Source organism: Sporosarcina sp. P20a, from assembly GCF_002743175.1.
Classification (GTDB): Bacteria; Bacillota; Bacilli; order Bacillales_A; family Planococcaceae; genus Sporosarcina.
Genome location: NZ_PDYT01000001.1, coordinates 284,600 through 302,032, shown reverse-complemented (window position 1 = coordinate 302,032; position 17,433 = coordinate 284,600). Strand labels below are relative to the sequence as shown.

Sequence of the window (17,433 nt, the reverse complement as noted above, 5' to 3'; positions counted from 1 at the left end):
CTTATCCTACGTATGTCAGTTTCTGGCCGTCTTTAAATACTTCGTTGATTGTTCCGCCACCTAGGCACTCATCACCGTCATACAGTACGACAGCTTGTCCAGGCGTGACTGCACGGACAGGTTCATCAAAAGTCACAATCGCTTCGTTACCAGATAGCTGCACAGTTACTTTAGTATCCGGCTGACGATAACGGAATTTAGCTGTACAAGTGAATGTCTCCGGTAATTCTTTCGGTGAACAAATATTCATATCCGTTGCTTGTAAACTCGTTGAGAATAGTGTGTCGTGATAGAAGCCTTGTTCAACTAGCAACACATTGCGCTCCAAGTCTTTACCGACCGCAAACCAAGGTTCTCCAGCTCCGCCAATTCCTAGACCATGACGTTGCCCAATTGTGTGGTACATGAGTCCGTCATGCTTGCCCATCTTCACTCCGTCCATCGTCTGCATCTCGCCTGGACGTGCAGGTAAGTACTCCCCGAGGAATTCTTTGAAGTTGCGCTCACCGATGAAACAGATTCCTGTTGAATCTTTTTTCTTCGCTGTGGCGAGTCCTGCTTGTTCTGCGATTTCACGGACCTCACTTTTCTCCATGTGACCTAGAGGGAACATTACTTGCTGAAGTTGTTCTTGTGTCAATTGATTCAAGAAGTATGTTTGGTCTTTATTATTGTCTACACCACGGAGCATCGCTACACCGTTTTCGCGTTCTTCGACTTGTGCATAATGTCCAGTCGCCAAATAATCGGCACCTAGACTTTTTGCGTGTTCGAGGAATGCTTTGAATTTGATTTCTTTATTACACATGACGTCTGGATTCGGCGTACGGCCTTTTTTATATTCATCCAAGAAATACGTAAATACTTTATCCCAATATTGCTTTTCAAAATTCACAGAGTAATACGGAATGCCGATCTGATCACAGACACTGCGTACGTCTTCAAAGTCTTCTGTCGCAGTACAATGTCCGGATTCGTCGGTGTCATCCCAGTTTTTCATAAAGATCCCGATTACTTCATAGCCTTGCTTTTTTAAGAGTAATGCCGCAACCGAAGAGTCCACTCCGCCTGACATTCCAATGACTACACGTGTATCGGCAGGTGCTTTTTTCGTTGTCATATTGTTCATCCTTTACTGAATTCATTTCACTAGTCGTTTGACTACTTTTGCGATTCGATTACCTGCTTCTTCTATAATAGATTCATCCAAGTCATAGCCGAAACTGATGCGGATCGAGTTTCTAGCTTTATCTGATTCCGTACCAAACATAGCCGTTACGACATGCGACGGTTCAAATGATCCTGCTGTACAAGCAGAACCACTAGAGACAGCCACCCCTTCTAAATCCAAGCTCATCAAAAATGTCTCCACATCGGTACCTGGAAACGATACATGATAAATATGTGGTAAAGATTCTACTGCGTGGGGAATAGTCGGTTGGAAATCGATTTGATTTTCTTCAAAGACATCCGCCATTTTTTGTTTATACGTAGAATAAGCTTTTTGTTTTTTTAATTTGGTTTGCTCGGCAATCGAGACCGCTTCTGCAAATGCAATTATTGCTGGCACATTTTCAGTACCTGCGCGGCGTTTTTTCTCTTGTGAACCACCGAGTACTTGGCTCGACAGCAACTTGCCATTTCGCTGATAAAGGAAACCGACCCCTTTAGGTCCATTCACTTTATGAGCTGAAACCGATAAGAAATCGACTTGCAGTTCTTCGACGTCCAGTTGGCATGTACCGTAAGCTTGCACCGCATCTGTATGAAAAGCGGACTGATGTGTAGAGAGCAACTGGCCGATTTCTGCAATCGGTTGGATCGTTCCTACTTCATTGTTACCATACATGATGGACACTAAAATGGTTTCATCTGTTAACGCGCTCTGAACTTGTTCTGCTGTAATGACCCCATTGCGGTCAGGTGATAGATACGTCACTTTATAGCCTTGTGACTCCAGTTGTTTACACGGGTTTAACACCGCGTGATGTTCGATTTCCGTCGTAATAATATGTTTTCCTTCTGCATTCAACGACTGTACGTACCCAAAAATTGCTAAGTTATCTGCTTCTGTTCCTCCAGAAGTAACAATGATTTCATGGGGTGACGCATTGATCGAGGATGCGAGCGTTTTCCGTGCGTCTTCCAGCACTTTCTTTGCGTGACGACCAAATTGATGCGTACTTGAAGGATTACCATATGTATCATGTAGCGCAGTAGTAAATCGCTCCAAAACAGCTGGATGCATCGGTGTCGTAGCGGCATAATCTAAATATATAGCTGGTTTCATAACTAAACTCCTTTAAATATAGAACATGTATTCATCAGCAGTGGACGTATCTTCAAATTCAATTAAGTCTTTGATTGTCGTATGATCTAATACCCCTCGGATTGCGTCTCCGATTCGTTTCCATAGTTCTCGTTGCGGAATATCATCGTCATCAAGTCCTTCGACTAATTGGATCGGCCCTTCAAGCAAACGAATGACGTCTCCTGCCATAATTTCTGAAGGATCTTTTGCGAGTTTATAGCCACCGTAGGCACCGCGAACACTTTTCACCATTCCGCTGTTGCGTAAAGGTGGGATTAGTTGTTCCAGATATGCTTCAGAGAGATTTTGCTCTTCTGCGATTTTACGCAAAGGCACAGGACCCTCTCCATATTTTCGTCCTAATTCTACTATTACTGTAAGTCCGTATCGTCCTTTAGTGGATATTTTCATTGGGCATCGTCCTTTACTAAAATTGCTGAAATCAGTATAGCATAATTGTATCACTGGTTCTTGCAAATGACTTCACTAATGTTTTACGGTATAATGAAAGAACAAACGTACGCTAGGAGGATGTACATGCATAATGAACCTTTGGCTTTTCGTATGCGGCCTGAGACGATTGATGAAGTGATCGGACAAGACCACGTCATCGGCAAAAATACTCCCTTATATCGGATGATCAAGAACGGGCATGTCCCATCTCTTTTATTATATGGTGAACCAGGTATCGGAAAAACGTCTTTAGCCTACGCAATTGCGGGGACGTCAAAATTGCCTTTCATTGCGTTGAATGCGACCGTGGCAGGTAAGAAAGATGTAGAAGATGTAGTGAAAGAAGCGCGAATGACAGGTAAAGTATTGTTATTCTTAGATGAAATCCATCGTTTCAATAAATTGCAGCAAGATACGCTGCTTCCTCACGTAGAAAGCGGTTCGATCGTCTTGATTGGCGCGACAACGGAAAATCCATTCCACGACGTCAATCCCGCTATTCGTTCACGCTGTGGGGAAATCGTCCAGTTGAAACGATTGCAGCCAAAAGATTTACTGGAATTACTTGAGCGCACGTTGAAAGACGAGAAAAAAGGACTCGGTAAGGAAACGATCGAAATCACTACAGAACAACTCGAGAAAATTTCAGAAGGCGTAAATGGTGATGCACGAAAAGCTTTAACGTTCTTAGAATCATTACTTGCTGCTAGTGACGAAGAAGACGGTAAAATTATTATAGAAGATGCATTGCTCGCTCAATTACTAACTAGAATTAGTTTACTAGGTGATAAAAAGGGCTCGCATCATTTTAATTTATTATCCGCTTTACAAAAAAGTGTACGCGGAAGTGATGTCGATGCAGCGCTTTATTATTTAGCACAATTACTCGAAATCGGCGACTTAACTGCCGTTACTAGACGCATGCTTGTCATGAGTTATGAAGATATCGGATTGGCCGCGCCTGATGTTGGAAGCCGGGTTCTCGCGGCTACAGATGCCGCACAGCGTCTCGGCATGCCAGAAGCACGTATTCCACTTGCCACAGCCATTATAGAGATGTGTTTGGCATCCAAGTCAAACTCCGCTTACAAAGCGATCGATGCGGCTACAAAAACATTGCATGAAAAACCAACAGGCGAAATTCCGATGCATTTACGTGACACACACTACAGCGGATCCGCTGCACTCGGTCATGGCGGCTACGTCTATCCACACGCAACACCGGTAGGTACATTCGGTGGTTGGACAGACCAGCAATACTTACCAGACAGCCTAGTACACTCTAAGTTCTACACTCCTGTAGAAGCAGGAGAGGAAACAAGAATGGCCGCCATTCACAAACGGCTTCAATCATTCAAAGGGAAAAAGAGTCCGCGGTAGGAATGTAGTTGGAAACCATAAAAAAATCCACGCCACCTTTAGTAGGTCAGCGTGGATTTTTTTATATTACTCGAACATCTCCGCATCTTTCGGTGTGGAAATCGCATCGACATCATTAAAATAACTATACTTTGCATCGAGTTTTTGTTTATAACGGATATAATCCCGCCCGAAATAACTCGTGACATTCGCAGACATCTTCATGCCTGTCACAAACATCGTCTTTTCATTTACCGTCAGCTCTACATCCAGCTTCTCCACTACAGGAAATCCGCCATGCTTATGGACAAATTTCTCTGGTTGTGGACTATTCACCGATACAGCCTCCATCAACTGACGATAATCAGCAGGTGATAAAGAAAACTGCACGGCATAGCCGTAATCAATCTTTTCTATTTCTGCATCATGCACAAAAGGTTCTAACAGCGACAAGTCCATTACAGGAGAGGCAAACGGCACCCACACACCGAGCAATTCCGTGCGTTGCTCTTCTGTTAGCTCTTGCCATTCACTCTTCTCTTCTTCCAATGTCTCTTGCATAGCCAATTGATTACCTTGGCGGAATAATTGAATGTTTTTCGCACCTTGTTTTGGAATTTTCCAGACGACTTCCTCTGAACTTTTCAGTGGATTCTGTTCAATATCCGCCTGAACTTGTACATTTTTGCTTGTACGTTTTGCAGGATCGGATGTGACGCTACTTTCGTCATACGCAATATTAGCATGGACCGACTCCAATTCATCCATCGCTTGTTCCGCTTTCTTCAATAAATCTTCCGCACTCGACGGGGCAGAAGACGTTTTTCCGCATCCTGTCACTGTAAATAGCAGTACTGCCAGGAATAGAACGATCAAACTTTTGTTCATCAGGAAACTCCCCTTCAATCAAAACTATTAACAGTGTACTTCACAGCAACGCAGTTGTCACGGTCCATTCCACCTTAATTGTGAGGAAAATTAGTCTACTGGCACGACCCAGTTAAACGGATCTTCCACTTTACCTGTCTGGATACCTGTAATCGTCTCGTATAACTTCAATGAAAGCTCACCGATTTCATTATGATTAATCTCGCATTTTTCGCCTTCAAAGAACAATTCACCTATTGGAGAAATAACAGCGGCCGTTCCTGTACCGAATGCTTCTTCCAATGTACCTGCTCGATTAGCTTCCATAATTTCCTCGATCGACACTTTACGTTCTGTTACTGGAATATCCCAAGCTATCAATAATTCGATAACTGACTTACGCGTGATGCCTTCCAAAATACTGCCATTAAGGCTTGGCGTGATGATTTCTCCATTGATTTTGAAGAATACATTCATCGCTCCTACTTCTTCGATATAGCGATGTTCTTTTGCATCAAGCCATAGAACTTGGGAATATCCTTCAGCTTCCGCTACTTCCTGGGCTTTCATCGCGCCTGCATAGTTACCAGCTGTTTTCGCAGAGCCTGTACCACCTACTGCTGCACGGACATACTGTGACTCAACTGCGATTTTGACAGGATTGACTCCTTCTTTATAATACGGACCTACCGGAGATAAAATAATCATGAGACGGTATGTTTTAGACGGTGCTACCCCTAAATAAGGCTGTGTCGCGAAAATGAATGGCCGCACATAAAGTGATGTTCCTGGTCTGTCAGGAATCCAGTCTTTATCAAGAGAAATCAATTCCTTCAGTGCACTTAACACAAATTTCTCGTCGAACATCGGCATGCATAATCTATCATTTGAACGATTCAAACGTTTCATATTTTCCTCTGGACGGAATAAAACTACTTCCTTGTCTTCATTCAAATAAGCTTTCAAGCCTTCGAAAACAGTTTGTCCATAATGCAACACGATTGCAGCTGGATCTAGAAGAAACGGCTTGTACGGCTCAATACGAGGATCATGCCATCCCGTTCCATCTGTATAATCCATTACAAACATGTGATCAGTAAAAATCGTTCCGAAAGCGAGTGGATCATCCACTGCCGGCTTGTCTTTTGGTGCGGTAGTTTCATAGTGTAAAATATTTTTTTCAGTTGACATAAATAAACCCTCCTATATATTATCTGATTTGTCCGGTTCCCCGAATTACAAATTTTGAAGAAGTCAATGCTTCTAATCCCATGGGACCTCTTGCGTGAAGCTTTTGTGTACTAATACCGATTTCTGCACCATAACCGAATTCAAAACCATCCGTAAAGCGAGTGGAGGCATTGACGTAAACAGCTGCCGCATCTACACTATTCAAAAACTGCTCAGCATGTGCATCCGTCTGTGTAATAATGCTTTCCGAATGCTTCGTACTGTATATGGCAATATGATCTAGTGCTTGCTGTACATTTTCCACGCTCTTTACGCGTACTGTCAAGTCCAAGTATTCACTCGACCAATCATTTTGTCCAACAGCTACGACATCTGGATGAAATGCCTGTAGCCGATCATCACCTTGTATTTGAACATCTTTGTCTTGCAATGCTTTGATCAAACTCTTCCCATGTTGCGCTAACCAGTTGGAATCAATCAATACCGTTTCGATCGCGTTACAAACCGACGGGCGATGCGTTTTGGCATTAACGACTATATCGACGGCCATTTTCGCGTCGGCGGATTGGTCGATAAATACATGGCAATTCCCTGCACCCGTTTCGATTACAGGTACTGTAGATTCACGGATCACAGTTTGAATTAACTTAGCACCACCACGTGGGATTAACACATCTAAATAGTCATTGAGTGTGAATAATTCTTTCGCCGTTTCTCGGCTTGTGTCTTCTATTAATTGAACAGAATCCACTGGCAATGAACTTTTTTCAAGTCCGCGTTGAATGACACGCCATAGTGCTAAATTGGAATGTTTAGCAGAAGAGCTTCCGCGCAAGACGACCGCGTTTCCTGTTTTTAATGCTAAGGACGCCGCATCAATCGTAACATTCGGACGCGCTTCATATATCATGGCGATGACACCGATCGGCACGCGCTTCTTGACAATATGTAAACCGTTTTCCTTGTGGATTTCTTCCAGTGTTTCTCCAATCGGATCTTTAAGATCAACTAGTAAACGAACACCTTCCGCCATCGCTTCAATGCGCTCAGGCGTCAATAAAATACGGTCGAGAACCGCAGCATCGATTCCTTTTTCGCGACCTTCCTCAATATCTTTTTTATTCTCCGCGAGTAATTGATCTTGTTCTACCAATAGTTGATCGGCAATCAATTGCAACGCTTGGTTTTTCTCTTCGGTTGTAGCTACGTTTAGTACAATACTCGCTTCTTTTGCAGCCTTACCTTTATCTCTAATTTCACTCATAATAAATTCTCCTCTATGATTATACTTGTACCCAGCGGTCACGGTGAATGACTTCTAACATCGGCTTAAACTCTTCCAGCTTATCCTTATCGGAAATCGTTAGTTTTAATTGTTCTGACGAATAGGTGACTTCACCTTTCCCGATCAATCCATTTAAACCGAACACTTCCACTACTTCCCCAACCTCAAAGTTCCCCTGTACTTTAAAGACTCCTGCTGGTAATAAACTGCGTCCATTATGCACAATAGCCTCTTCGGCACCTTTATCGACATATAGACGTCCCGTCGATTCGGAATGAAGTGCAATCCATTGGCGGTTTGTATTGATCGTGTGGGCAACAGGACTGGAAATATACGTACCGTCTCCGTGACCTTTTAAAATATCCAGCAATTTTGATGGACCGCGGCCTGTTCCGATGAAGACGGGAACGGCCAATGTGTGAGCAGTTCTTGCTGCCAGTAACTTCGAACGCATACCGCCCGTACCGACTTTTGAGCCGGTATCATCAGCGCCACCAAGCAATTCGTCTGTGACTTCATCCAATTTAGTTAATCGTACAGCGTCCGGATCTGTTCGAGGGTTACTCGTATAGATCCCGTTGACATCGGTTAAAATAATCAACTGATCCGCGTGTAGAAAACCACTGACTAATGCAGATAGCATATCATTATCACCAAACGTTAACTCGTCAATGGACACCGTATCGTTTTCGTTAATGATTGGCATGATGCCACGGTCAAGTAGTTCAGACATTGCCGCAAATGCGTTACGGTATCGATCACGATCCGCAAAGTCATGACGCGTCAATAAGATCTGTGCCGGTATGACGTTATGCACGCTAAACCTTTCGATATAGGATTGTATTAATAAGCTCTGTCCTACTGCCGCAGCGGCTTGTTTACCTTTAATCGTCTGCGGACGGGAGGAATAGCCGAGACGCGCAAAGCCTGCCGCCACCGCTCCTGACGAGACGACAATGACTTCATGCCCGATGTTTTTCAGCATCGCCAAAGCATCGACATGATCATTGAATTTCACCTGATCGATTTCTCCATTATCATTTGTTAACGAACTGCTACCGATTTTCACAACGATTCGTTGTCTTTTCATATGGATTCGCCTACCGTTTCTACATATCATTTACTTTTATACAATAAAAAAGCCCAATCGTCCCGATAAAATCAGGACGAAAGGACGTAACTTCCGCGGTGCCACCATCATTGGATTCATTTTCACGAATCCCGCTTTCCTTCTAACGCCAAGGTGCGCGCCTGTATTTTCACAGGACTCAAAAGGCAGGTTCGACAAGGCATTGCGACGGAAACTTCCAGCCGATGGATTCCGCTCTCTAACACATGCTATTTATCTACTGGTCCTTCTTCAACGTTCCATATCATTTCCCCAATCATACAATATTCAGAGTAATTGTCAAGCACTGCTTCGTTACTTTCGCTGTAGCATACGGTCTAGCGCGTCTACCGCATCTGCAGAAGTAGCTGCATCCACTTTGATAATGTTTTGCTCTTTACCTTCCATAATACTTTCAAGACTCCATAGTAAATGTGGTAAATCGATACGGTTCATTGTCAAACAAGGACACATTAACGGATTTAGCGAAATAATATCTTGATCAGGATGATTTTCCATCAAACGGTTGACTAAATTCATTTCCGTGCCGATCGCCCATTTCGTTCCAGGAGCCGCGGCTTCAATTTGATCAATAATATATTTTGTCGAGCCGTCGTCATCAGACTTCATCACGACTTCATGTGAACACTCGGGATGAACGATAATTCGGCGCTCGGGATCATTTTCACGTAACTGACGAATATTTTCTACCGTGAAGTTTTCATGAACAGAGCAATGTCCTTTCCATAAAATCACTTGACACTCTTCGTTTTCTCCAGCGTATTCTAAAGTATCTGTAATGGGGTTCCAGACCGCCATATGATCGAGTGGCACGCCAAGTCCGTATGCAGTGTTACGCCCTAGATGTTGGTCAGGTAAGAATAGTATCCGTTTTTTCTGCGTGAAAGCCCATTGGACGATTTCTTTAGCGTTTGACGAAGTCACTGTTGCACCACCATGACGACCAACAAATGCTTTTATCGCTGCCGTCGAATTCACGTATGTCAGTGGAAGAATCGTATCACCAAAACGCGCTTGCAAGTCTTGCCATGCTCTTTCCGTCTGGTAGATATCGGCCATATCGGCCATTGAACAACCCGCACGCATATCGGGTAAATAGACTTTTTGATTTTCCGTTGTTAAAATATCTGCCGTTTCTGCCATGAAGTGCACGCCACAAAAGACAATATGTTCCGCTTGCTCGTTTGCTGCGCAAATTTGTGCTAATTGCAAAGAATCTCCTGTCGCATCCGCAAATTGAATCACTTCATTTTTCTGGTAGTGATGGCCAGGGATAAATAATTTGTTTCCTAGCGTCTGCTTAATCGAGCGAATCTTTTCTTCCATTTCAGTCACCGTGTAGTGTTTATACCGTTCGGGCAACATAGCGTTTGCCTGTTCTTTTACAAGATCCATCATCGACATATTCTTCAGTCCTCCTGCGTAGTAAGTTGTATAGTCGCGCTAATATCCGCCGCCATAACGGAATGCGTTAGCGCGCCAACCGATATGTAATCAATCCCTGTCTTACCATAAGAAGCTATCGTGTCTTCTGTAATCATGCCCGAAGCTTCGGTTACGATATGTGGAGGTACGAGTGGTAACCAGTCCGTAATTTCTTTTGGTGTGCGGTTATCAAACATAATAATATCCACATTGGCTTCAACAGCTTCTTGTAGTTGTGCTAACGATTCGATTTCTACTTCTATTTTTACCGTATGACCTAATCGTGATCTTAATAGTTGCACGGCATGTGTAATAGAACCTGCATACGCCAAATGATTATCCTTAAGCATCACTGCGTCATATAAGCCGTTGCGATGATTAAATCCACCGCCGGTTCGAACTGCATATTTATCTAGCATACGAAGTCCTGGCGCTGTCTTTCGTGTATCACAAACTCTTGTCTTCGTTCCGGATAATAATGCCGTTAGGTCAGCGGTTTTCGTCGCAATCGCACTCATTCGCTGAATACAATTTAGAACTACTCGCTCCGCAGTCAACATACTTCTGACAGAACCTTTTACAATCGCGAGTACTTGCCTGTCTGTTATTCTTTCGCCATCTTCTACTAGACATGTGACTTCTATTGAAGGATTCATCACGTGAAAACCTGTCGTAATGACATCTACCCCACAAAACACTCCTGAGGATTTAGAAATAATTTGCATTTCACCTATCGCATCTGCAGGAAATAATGAATTAGCCGACAGATCGCCATCTCCCACGTCTTCTATGAAAAACTGTTCGAGCATTGAGACCAATTTGATTTTATTCATCTACGTTCCTACAACCTTTCTTCAAACCGCGTGTCTTTACATCTATCTTTACATATATACAGTTATATGACAAGATGAATATATTATTTATTGCAGGAGGTCATTCATTTGCATTACTTTGATTACGCTGCCACAACGCCTCTTCGTGAAGAAGCCGCTTCCGTCTATGTATCGGTATCACAACAACAATTTGGCAATACGACGAGCCTGCACGATGCAGGAGGGGCTGCACAAAACGTATTGACCCATAGCAGAAAACAGCTATCTACACTTCTTGGCGTGCGTTCTGAAGGGATATACTTCACTTCAGGCGGTACAGAAAGTAACACGCTCGCCTTAGTATCTTTGGCTGAGTCGACAAAGAACAAAGGACAGCATATTATTCTTTCTGCAGCTGAACATCCTTCCCTCCATTCAGCTGCAGCGTATCTTGAAGGACAAGGCTACCAAATTACAATGATCCCTTTTACATCAAAAGGCATTATCGATTTACAGGCACTTGAAGAGGCTATTACAGAACAAACGACTGTCGTATCAGTGCAGCATTGTAATCCGGAAATTGGTACCATTCAACCCATCCGATCCATATCGGAATTAGTAAAACCGAAGGGCGTTTATTTGCATAGTGACTGTGTACAATCATTCGGTAAATTATCTGTGCGTGACATCTCTCCATATGTAGACAGCTTGTCGGTATCTAGCCATAAAGTGCACGGTCCAAAAGGTGTTGGCGCAGTCTATATCGATCCACGCGTACGCGCTGTCCCACTCTTTCCAAGCGCTACACAAGAGAAAGGATTCAGAGGTGGAACGGTGAACGTACCAGGAATCGCAGCATTCGTTACAGCTGCTGAACTGGCAAATATCAATGAAGCAAAGTATCGCGCATTACGCTCACTCTTCATGAATATACTTTCTACACATCAAGATTTTTTCACTTTCTATACTAGTCCCCGATCATCTGAACAACTTCCGCAAATTATTGGTCTATGCGCCAAACACTCGGAAGGACAGCTCATTATGTTAGAATTAAATAGAAGAGGATTTGCGGTGTCGACAGGTAGTGCTTGTCAGGTCGGTCAGCAACAGTCATCTATGACAATGAGCGCGATGAATATACCCGTCCACTTGGCGAAAGGGTTTGTTCGGATTTCATTTGGTGAGACATCGACTAGTGAAAACGTCACTCAATTAGCAAAAGCGTTGCTCGAAGTGGCGGCATTGACACATACTGCATAAACCCCGATAGATATTTTATAGATAGCAGGTGAGAGTTTTGCGAAAGAAAACAAAAGTGGCAGGAGAACAGCGCCGCGATTTGATTCTCCAGACGTTGAAAGATGCAAATCATCCCGTAACGGGTGCAGAACTAGGTGATTTGACAAAAGTCAGCAGGCAAGTAATCGTCAGTGATATTAATTTATTGAAAGCAAAAGACGAACCTATCATGGCGACGAATCAAGGATACTTATACACGCAGTCAACTACAAAAGTAAAAGATGTGGAAAAAATCATCGTCTGCAAACATACGCCTAATCAAACGGAAGAAGAGTTGCATATTTTAGTCGACCACGGCGTAACCGTGAGAGATGTCCGTGTAGAACATCCTGTGTATGGCGATGTTCGCGCATCCATCATGGTATCGAACCGACAAGAAGTGAAGACATTCATCGAACAGATCCAACAGGCACAAGCTCCTTATTTATTGAATTTGGACGAAAGCGGCATTCATTTACACGCTATTTCCGCACCACGAGCAGAACAACTACACGATGCAGAAGAAGCATTAAAAAAAGCGGGATTCCTAATTGAATAGGAATTCCGCTTTTCTATGGAAATAACCAAATACCGAATAAAGGACCCGCAAGTGCACCGATAATCGCGGATAATGTCATGGCAACCGAACTCATAGAAGCTGTTTGTTCTCCGTATTCTAGTGCTTTAGAAGTTCCAATTGCGTGCGCACCCACTCCGAGACCAATACCCTGGCCAATCGCTGTATCAATCTTGAACCAGCGATTGATCCATGGACCCATCAGGATTCCAGCGAGTCCTGCGATAATGACTAATACCGTCGCTAGCGAAGGTATGCCACCAAGTTCTTCTGCTATTTGCATCGCGATAGGTGAAGTAATAGATTTCGGTAAAATACTAGCTAAAAGTTCAGTTGAAAATCCAACAATTCGCGCCGCTAAGACACCTGTCAACATCCCGACAATTCCGCCCACGACGACTCCACCGAAGATTGGCAACAGATTTTTCTTGATGATATCTCGCTGCTTATAAAGGGGAATACAGAGTGAGACAATGGCAGGGCCAAGTAAGGCATCGATCCACTTGCCTCCTACCATATATGTTTCATATGACACATTGAATAACGATAACACGACAATCACTACGATAGTCGTTGTCAGAATAGGCACTAGAAATGGCGAACGTAACCTAACGTAGACAGCGTTCATCAAAAAGTAAAGCATAACCGTTAACCATATCATCGTGAGGGCAAGTACTATAGTATTCATGAAAGAGTTCCCTCCTCTTTCACATTACGCTTAGCCATAGATTGACTGACCAAACTTGCAACGACCATCGTGATAAATGTACTGACGATTGTGATCAAGATCAGCAGACTACCTTTGCCAACAAAAACATGCCCATAATCCATGACGCCAACCGTAGCCGGAATCAAATAAAGCGGCAAAGTCGATAGAAATACATACGCACCTTTTTCCACCCAGCGAAGCGGGATAACATTGATCGATAACAGTCCCCATAACAATAGCAAACCGATAATGCTTCCAGGCAAAGGAATGGATAGTTTCGCCTGTAAAAACTCTCCTGCTAGAAATAGTATGTATAAAAACCCGACCTGCAAAAGTGCGATAACAATTTTCACTCCAACACTTCCTTACCTAATTCTTATATATATAAAATGAATACTACTTCATTATAGGGAATAGTCAGATAAAAACCAATACTTTCCTAGCTATTATTGAATAGTAATCAGAATATTCATCCTAGCATTGACACTTTCGTCCCACCCATGTATAGTGTAAGAAGCCGTATTGGGCAAGTTTTTAATAATAGACTTGCACGTTACGTGTGGAGATGGATTTCTAATTGCCGAGGAGGAATTATTATGCACCAAGGTAAAGTGAAGTGGTTCAGCAGTGACAAAGGATATGGGTTTATCGAAGCAGATGATGGTGAAGACGTATTTGTACATTTCACTGGAATTGCTACCGATGGATTTAAGACACTGGCTGAAGGTCAAACAGTTTCTTTTGAAGTAATTGAAGGAAATCGTGGTCCACAGGCGGCTAACGTATCGACTCTTGAGGATGAAGTGTAACCTCACTTCGGCGCAAACAGCTGAATTTATAACATAAACAAAGCATCCACGCAGTTGCGGGATGCTTTTTCATTATTTATTTGGAGGCCGTACTGATCTTGTTGATTTCTCTTCCAAGGAATTGCAGCTGGTCTCCTACAGTACAGTCGGAAATACAAAATTGGTGAGCGCCTGTTTTGCCTCGTTCATTTGTTAGTTGTTTTTTGACGTAACAACCTTCACAATATATATCGAGCAATTGATTAATTTCTTTCATGACAACTACTTTATCCATTAGAAAAGAACTCCCACCTTTCTTCCTTCTATTTTAAGTTGGCTGACGGGATGTTGCAAGTGTTTCTACGTTTTTTTACAATTCATTACCAGATTGGAGCGAAAAATCTCATGTTGGAAGTGTACATAGATGGTGCTAGCGCAGGGAATCCTGGGTTAAGCGGAATTGGTGTGTATATTAAAGGAGAAGGTCAGGACGTTCGGATTAGCGAGACGATTGAGCCAACGAATAATCACCACGCGGAGTTTCAAGCGCTTGTGAGAGGTCTTGAGGAGGCGTCTAATCTGACAACAGGTATGGTGTCGGTAAGGTCGGATTCGAAGGTGGTCGTGCAGTCGATGGAGAAGGAGTTTGTAAAGAACGAACAGTATGCACCTCATTTGAAGGAAGCATTGAGACTGGCAGCAACGTTTGACTTTTTCTTTATTAAGTGGATTGCGGACAGCACAAACAAGACGGCAGATACACTTGCACGGCAGGCGATTTTGATGCAATTGAAGCAAAAGGAATAGCCTGAGCGAACTGTTTTATTGTCTATTATAACCGTCACTAAAAGAGTGTACTGCTACTGTTCCATTTTTATTCGGAAAAGGTCGTGCTTCATGACGACCTTTTTGCACGAGGTTAAGTGGTTGCGATTTGTCGCTTTAGCTGGACGTGTATCTTATAAGCGGTGAACAACACCCTTTGTTTCGATCAACTAAGTGAGTGTGTTATGGTGTATGCCAAAATAAATACATCACTACGAAGAACAATAAGTAGATAACTATAATTATTGGAAAAACGTAAAGTGACACTCTCCCGAATTTGTCTTTTCTGCTAAACAAGGCTAAAACGAATGAGAATACAAGAAGGATAAATCCAAGTGGCATTGCAATGAATAGTCTACCTGAAAAAATAAAAAGGCAAAGGAAAACCAATCCTATAAGTAGACTAATAAAAGACATCATGCCTAATCTCTGTGTATTTTGCAAGTGTATGACCTCCTAATTCTCGACAAGAGGATAGCCCGTTACATGTTTTTTTATTCCACATATCCACCATATTACACGCGATATTTCATTGCCGAGAATTTGATTAGCTTCAATAAAACGATCTTCATACTTTTCGTATCCATTACTTCGCACTCTGGTCGTTTGATTCATTCCCCGATAGCTTCGACTTCTCGCCATTTTCCATATCGGTAATACATAAATGCAGCGATACTACTAATAACAAAACTGACGCCCATCCCGAGTGCAATTCCTTTCTCACCCATCATGCCTGACAATATGTACGTAATTGGAAAACGAAGAATCCAAAAAGAAATGATGTTTAGCACAAGCACTTGGAACATGGCTCCCGCTGCACGGACAGCCCCATTTAAAACAAAATTAATGCCTAAGAATGGATAAAATAATGCAATCGCCTTTAAATAGTTTATACCAAAATCAGCAGCTTCCGGTTCTGTTATGAACAGCTTAATCCCATAATCTGCAAATAGGATGATCAGAATGGCGATCGCAAACATGACAATCAAATTATATATAAACCCGTACAACGTAATTTTATGAACCCGGTCCCATCTGCCTGCCCCGATATTTTGACCCGCCATACTATTGACCGCAGTTCCGAGTGCTTGGGCTGGCAGCATAATCAAACTATCCAATCGTTGTGCCGCCCCGTATCCCGCGACAACTGCTGGGCCGAATGATGCGACTACACTCATGATTGCCATCACACCTGCCGAAATGACACTCATCTGTAAACCCGCAGGAATTCCCAACTTTAATATATCGAGTACTTCTCGGCGCGCTGGAATATGTGGTTTTGAGAATGGAACAAGGCTTTTACGCACTGAATAAATAGCACCAGCGGCAAATGCGATTCCCTGTGATAATATCGTTGCATAAGCAGCGCCTTGAACTCCCCATCCAAAAACGTAAATAAATAAAGGATCCAGTACTGTGTTCAAAATAACTGCAGCTAGCACAAAATAAAGCGGTGTCTTCGAGTCGCCTACCGACCTAAATACGGTACCAATAAAATTATAGCCGAATAAGAAAAGGATGCCGATAAAATTAATTCGCAAATACGAAACGCCCATCGCCAACATCTCGTCAGGGGTCCCAAGTAAAAGCAAGAGTGGTTCCGCAAATATAAATCCTGCAATACCGAGCACGACGGACATGCCGGAAAGCAGAACGACAAATGCATTTAAATAACGCCGAAGTCCTGACTCGCTACCTCTGCCTTTTTGCTGGGATAAAATCGTTAGTGCAGCGTTGTTCAAGCCGATGACGAATGACAAAACCGTAAAGACGACCGTCCCGGAAATAGCCACAGCACCAAGTGCATCCGCACCAATTAAATTCCCAACCCACAAGCTATCGATAAATTGATAGGATGCTTGTAGTAAATTTGTTATCATAATGGGTCCTGAAAAAAGCATGAGTTGTTTGATTATACTTCCTTCTGTGAAATCCTGTTGCCTTGCCATTCTTTTCCTCCCTGCTTTTAATAAAAACTTACCATTTTATCTTTTTTAATATCTTAGCGATCTATTTTGGGAAAGCTGTTTAATGTATTATTTTAAAATTATGCCTGATTAAAACAGTGGCATCCTATACGATATTGGTTAATTAATAAGAATAAATTTGGAAAATTCATCAAAATTTACTTACATTCCCCTGTAACAGCGCCAAGGTTTCTTCTAAAACAATGGACCAGGCATCAGATTTTGGATCAATTAATTAATTCAAAATGAACATAATTCAATAATAGATACTTGTAGAACCTTCTAAAAGATAAGTTCCATACCCCAAAGTATTAATTCCTAAAACAGCTAATAACGCTACAAAGATTTTAGTGCTTAAATTTGTCGCACTATTTTTTGAAACCTCGTAATTACTCATCTTAACCCTCCACTATATTCCGTTAAATGGCTCAATTCTAACTTAAATCTTATACGATAA

General features: G+C 42.6%; 20 protein-coding genes. 5 read left to right on the top strand and 15 right to left on the bottom strand.

Translation table 11 applies throughout. The annotated features are described in order from the left end of the window. Position 1 precedes the first annotated feature (1 nt). The 3 genes from mnmA to cymR are packed head-to-tail and all read right to left on the bottom strand — an operon-like array spanning position 2 to position 2,722. Positions 2 to 1,120 carry a tRNA 2-thiouridine(34) synthase MnmA gene (gene mnmA / locus CSV72_RS01510; protein ID WP_099676808.1) on the bottom strand — a complete coding sequence of 373 codons (1,119 nt, stop codon included), beginning with the start codon at positions 1,118 to 1,120 and terminating at the stop codon, positions 2 to 4. A 21-nt stretch (positions 1,121 to 1,141) separates the two neighbouring features. After that, entirely contained in the window at positions 1,142 to 2,290 is a 1,149-nt protein-coding gene (locus tag CSV72_RS01505; RefSeq protein WP_099676807.1) for a cysteine desulfurase family protein, read from the bottom strand. A gap of 12 nt (positions 2,291 to 2,302) precedes the next feature. Beyond that, positions 2,303 to 2,722: a cysteine metabolism transcriptional regulator CymR gene (gene cymR, locus CSV72_RS01500; RefSeq protein WP_029054640.1), complete on the bottom strand. Its 420-nt coding sequence runs from the start codon at positions 2,720 to 2,722 to the stop codon at positions 2,303 to 2,305. Between the two features lie 126 nt (positions 2,723 to 2,848). Here cymR and CSV72_RS01495 point away from each other — a divergent pair, with 126 nt between their 5' ends. Further along, entirely contained in the window at positions 2,849 to 4,144 is a 1,296-nt protein-coding gene (locus tag CSV72_RS01495; RefSeq protein ID WP_099676806.1) for a replication-associated recombination protein A, read from the top strand. A 66-nt stretch (positions 4,145 to 4,210) separates the two neighbouring features. On the opposite strand, the gene CSV72_RS01490 is transcribed toward CSV72_RS01495, so the two are convergent. The 6 genes from CSV72_RS01490 to nadC form a co-directional block, all read right to left on the bottom strand. Further along, a complete protein-coding gene (locus CSV72_RS01490) occupies positions 4,211 to 5,011 on the bottom strand; it encodes a DUF6612 family protein (RefSeq protein WP_099676805.1) in 801 nt (266 codons plus the stop codon). Positions 5,012 to 5,101: 90 nt separating this feature from the next. Then, positions 5,102 to 6,181 (bottom strand): branched-chain amino acid aminotransferase, encoded by a 1,080-nt coding sequence (locus CSV72_RS01485; RefSeq protein ID WP_099676804.1) that lies wholly within the window; start codon positions 6,179 to 6,181, stop codon positions 5,102 to 5,104. Positions 6,182 to 6,200: 19 nt separating this feature from the next. Continuing rightward, on the bottom strand, positions 6,201 to 7,445 hold the full coding sequence (locus CSV72_RS01480) for a glutamate-5-semialdehyde dehydrogenase (RefSeq protein WP_099676803.1): 1,245 nt from the start codon (positions 7,443 to 7,445) through the stop codon (positions 6,201 to 6,203). Between the two features lie 19 nt (positions 7,446 to 7,464). Next, positions 7,465 to 8,556, bottom strand: coding sequence for a glutamate 5-kinase (gene proB / locus CSV72_RS01475; RefSeq protein WP_099634208.1), 1,092 nt, complete (start codon positions 8,554 to 8,556; stop codon positions 7,465 to 7,467). A 333-nt stretch (positions 8,557 to 8,889) separates the two neighbouring features. Further along, a complete protein-coding gene (gene nadA / locus CSV72_RS01470; RefSeq protein ID WP_099676802.1) occupies positions 8,890 to 9,999 on the bottom strand; it encodes a quinolinate synthase NadA in 1,110 nt (369 codons plus the stop codon). Positions 10,000 to 10,004: 5 nt separating this feature from the next. Then, entirely contained in the window at positions 10,005 to 10,853 is an 849-nt protein-coding gene (nadC, locus tag CSV72_RS01465) for a carboxylating nicotinate-nucleotide diphosphorylase (protein WP_099676801.1), read from the bottom strand. Between the two features lie 108 nt (positions 10,854 to 10,961). On the opposite strand from nadC, the gene CSV72_RS01460 reads away from it, so the two are divergent. Beyond that, the gene (locus CSV72_RS01460; RefSeq protein ID WP_099676800.1) at positions 10,962 to 12,092 is read left to right on the top strand and encodes an IscS subfamily cysteine desulfurase; all 1,131 of its coding nucleotides are present in this window, start codon (positions 10,962 to 10,964) and stop codon (positions 12,090 to 12,092) included. A 37-nt stretch (positions 12,093 to 12,129) separates the two neighbouring features. Then, positions 12,130 to 12,669: a transcription repressor NadR gene (locus tag CSV72_RS01455; RefSeq protein ID WP_099634212.1), complete on the top strand. Its 540-nt coding sequence runs from the start codon at positions 12,130 to 12,132 to the stop codon at positions 12,667 to 12,669. 13 nt (positions 12,670 to 12,682) lie between these two features. Here the strand turns inward: CSV72_RS01455 and CSV72_RS01450 are convergent, their stop codons facing one another. Next, positions 12,683 to 13,375: an LrgB family protein gene (locus CSV72_RS01450; RefSeq protein ID WP_099676799.1), complete on the bottom strand. Its 693-nt coding sequence runs from the start codon at positions 13,373 to 13,375 to the stop codon at positions 12,683 to 12,685. Beyond that, on the bottom strand, positions 13,372 to 13,749 hold the full coding sequence (locus tag CSV72_RS01445; RefSeq protein ID WP_099676798.1) for a CidA/LrgA family holin-like protein: 378 nt from the start codon (positions 13,747 to 13,749) through the stop codon (positions 13,372 to 13,374). Before CSV72_RS01445 ends, CSV72_RS01450 begins: the two co-directional genes overlap by 4 nt. Positions 13,750 to 13,992: 243 nt before the next feature. Between CSV72_RS01445 and CSV72_RS01440 the strand changes: the two genes are divergently transcribed. Then, positions 13,993 to 14,205 carry a cold-shock protein gene (locus CSV72_RS01440; RefSeq protein ID WP_083035681.1) on the top strand — a complete coding sequence of 71 codons (213 nt, stop codon included), beginning with the start codon at positions 13,993 to 13,995 and terminating at the stop codon, positions 14,203 to 14,205. A gap of 76 nt (positions 14,206 to 14,281) precedes the next feature. Here the strand turns inward: CSV72_RS01440 and CSV72_RS01435 are convergent, their stop codons facing one another. Further along, complete coding sequence (locus CSV72_RS01435) at positions 14,282 to 14,479, bottom strand: zinc-finger domain-containing protein (protein WP_029054626.1); 198 nt, start codon at positions 14,477 to 14,479, stop codon at positions 14,282 to 14,284. Positions 14,480 to 14,589: 110 nt separating this feature from the next. On the opposite strand from CSV72_RS01435, the gene CSV72_RS01430 reads away from it, so the two are divergent. After that, positions 14,590 to 14,991 (top strand): ribonuclease HI family protein, encoded by a 402-nt coding sequence (locus tag CSV72_RS01430; protein WP_099677116.1) that lies wholly within the window; start codon positions 14,590 to 14,592, stop codon positions 14,989 to 14,991. 474 nt (positions 14,992 to 15,465) lie between these two features. Here the strand turns inward: CSV72_RS01430 and CSV72_RS16620 are convergent, their stop codons facing one another. The 3 genes from CSV72_RS16620 to CSV72_RS16615 all read right to left on the bottom strand — a co-directional run bounded on the left by CSV72_RS16620 (position 15,466) and on the right by CSV72_RS16615 (position 17,373). Beyond that, positions 15,466 to 15,624, bottom strand: coding sequence for a hypothetical protein (locus CSV72_RS16620; protein WP_158232110.1), 159 nt, complete (start codon positions 15,622 to 15,624; stop codon positions 15,466 to 15,468). After that, positions 15,621 to 16,958, bottom strand: coding sequence for an MATE family efflux transporter (locus CSV72_RS01420; RefSeq protein WP_099661430.1), 1,338 nt, complete (start codon positions 16,956 to 16,958; stop codon positions 15,621 to 15,623). Before CSV72_RS01420 ends, CSV72_RS16620 begins: the two co-directional genes overlap by 4 nt. A 274-nt stretch (positions 16,959 to 17,232) precedes the next feature. Next, complete coding sequence (locus CSV72_RS16615) at positions 17,233 to 17,373, bottom strand: hypothetical protein (protein WP_158232109.1); 141 nt, start codon at positions 17,371 to 17,373, stop codon at positions 17,233 to 17,235. Positions 17,374 to 17,433: the final 60 nt, after the last annotated feature.

Bases quoted from the DNA above. Each gene is read 5' to 3' on its own strand.
- CSV72_RS16620 (WP_158232110.1), bottom strand. From the start codon at position 15,624: ATGAATCAAACGACCAGAGTGCGAAGTAATGGATACGAAAAGTATGAA.
- CSV72_RS01450 (WP_099676799.1), bottom strand. From the start codon at position 13,375: ATGAATACTATAGTACTTGCCCTCACGATGATATGGTTAACGGTTATG.
- CSV72_RS01480 (WP_099676803.1), bottom strand. From the start codon at position 7,445: ATGAGTGAAATTAGAGATAAAGGTAAGGCTGCAAAAGAAGCGAGTATT.
- cymR (WP_029054640.1), bottom strand. From the start codon at position 2,722: ATGAAAATATCCACTAAAGGACGATACGGACTTACAGTAATAGTAGAA.
- CSV72_RS16615 (WP_158232109.1), bottom strand. From the start codon at position 17,373: ATGAGTAATTACGAGGTTTCAAAAAATAGTGCGACAAATTTAAGCACT.
- CSV72_RS01440 (WP_083035681.1), top strand. From the start codon at position 13,993: ATGCACCAAGGTAAAGTGAAGTGGTTCAGCAGTGACAAAGGATATGGG.
- CSV72_RS01505 (WP_099676807.1), bottom strand. From the start codon at position 2,290: ATGAAACCAGCTATATATTTAGATTATGCCGCTACGACACCGATGCAT.
- CSV72_RS01485 (WP_099676804.1), bottom strand. From the start codon at position 6,181: ATGTCAACTGAAAAAAATATTTTACACTATGAAACTACCGCACCAAAA.
- nadA (WP_099676802.1), bottom strand. From the start codon at position 9,999: ATGTCGATGATGGATCTTGTAAAAGAACAGGCAAACGCTATGTTGCCC.
- nadC (WP_099676801.1), bottom strand. From the start codon at position 10,853: ATGAATAAAATCAAATTGGTCTCAATGCTCGAACAGTTTTTCATAGAA.
- CSV72_RS01495 (WP_099676806.1), top strand. From the start codon at position 2,849: ATGCATAATGAACCTTTGGCTTTTCGTATGCGGCCTGAGACGATTGAT.
- CSV72_RS01420 (WP_099661430.1), bottom strand. From the start codon at position 16,958: ATGGCAAGGCAACAGGATTTCACAGAAGGAAGTATAATCAAACAACTC.
- mnmA (WP_099676808.1), bottom strand. From the start codon at position 1,120: ATGACAACGAAAAAAGCACCTGCCGATACACGTGTAGTCATTGGAATG.
- CSV72_RS01435 (WP_029054626.1), bottom strand. From the start codon at position 14,479: ATGGATAAAGTAGTTGTCATGAAAGAAATTAATCAATTGCTCGATATA.
- CSV72_RS01490 (WP_099676805.1), bottom strand. From the start codon at position 5,011: ATGAACAAAAGTTTGATCGTTCTATTCCTGGCAGTACTGCTATTTACA.
- proB (WP_099634208.1), bottom strand. From the start codon at position 8,556: ATGAAAAGACAACGAATCGTTGTGAAAATCGGTAGCAGTTCGTTAACA.
- CSV72_RS01430 (WP_099677116.1), top strand. From the start codon at position 14,590: ATGTTGGAAGTGTACATAGATGGTGCTAGCGCAGGGAATCCTGGGTTA.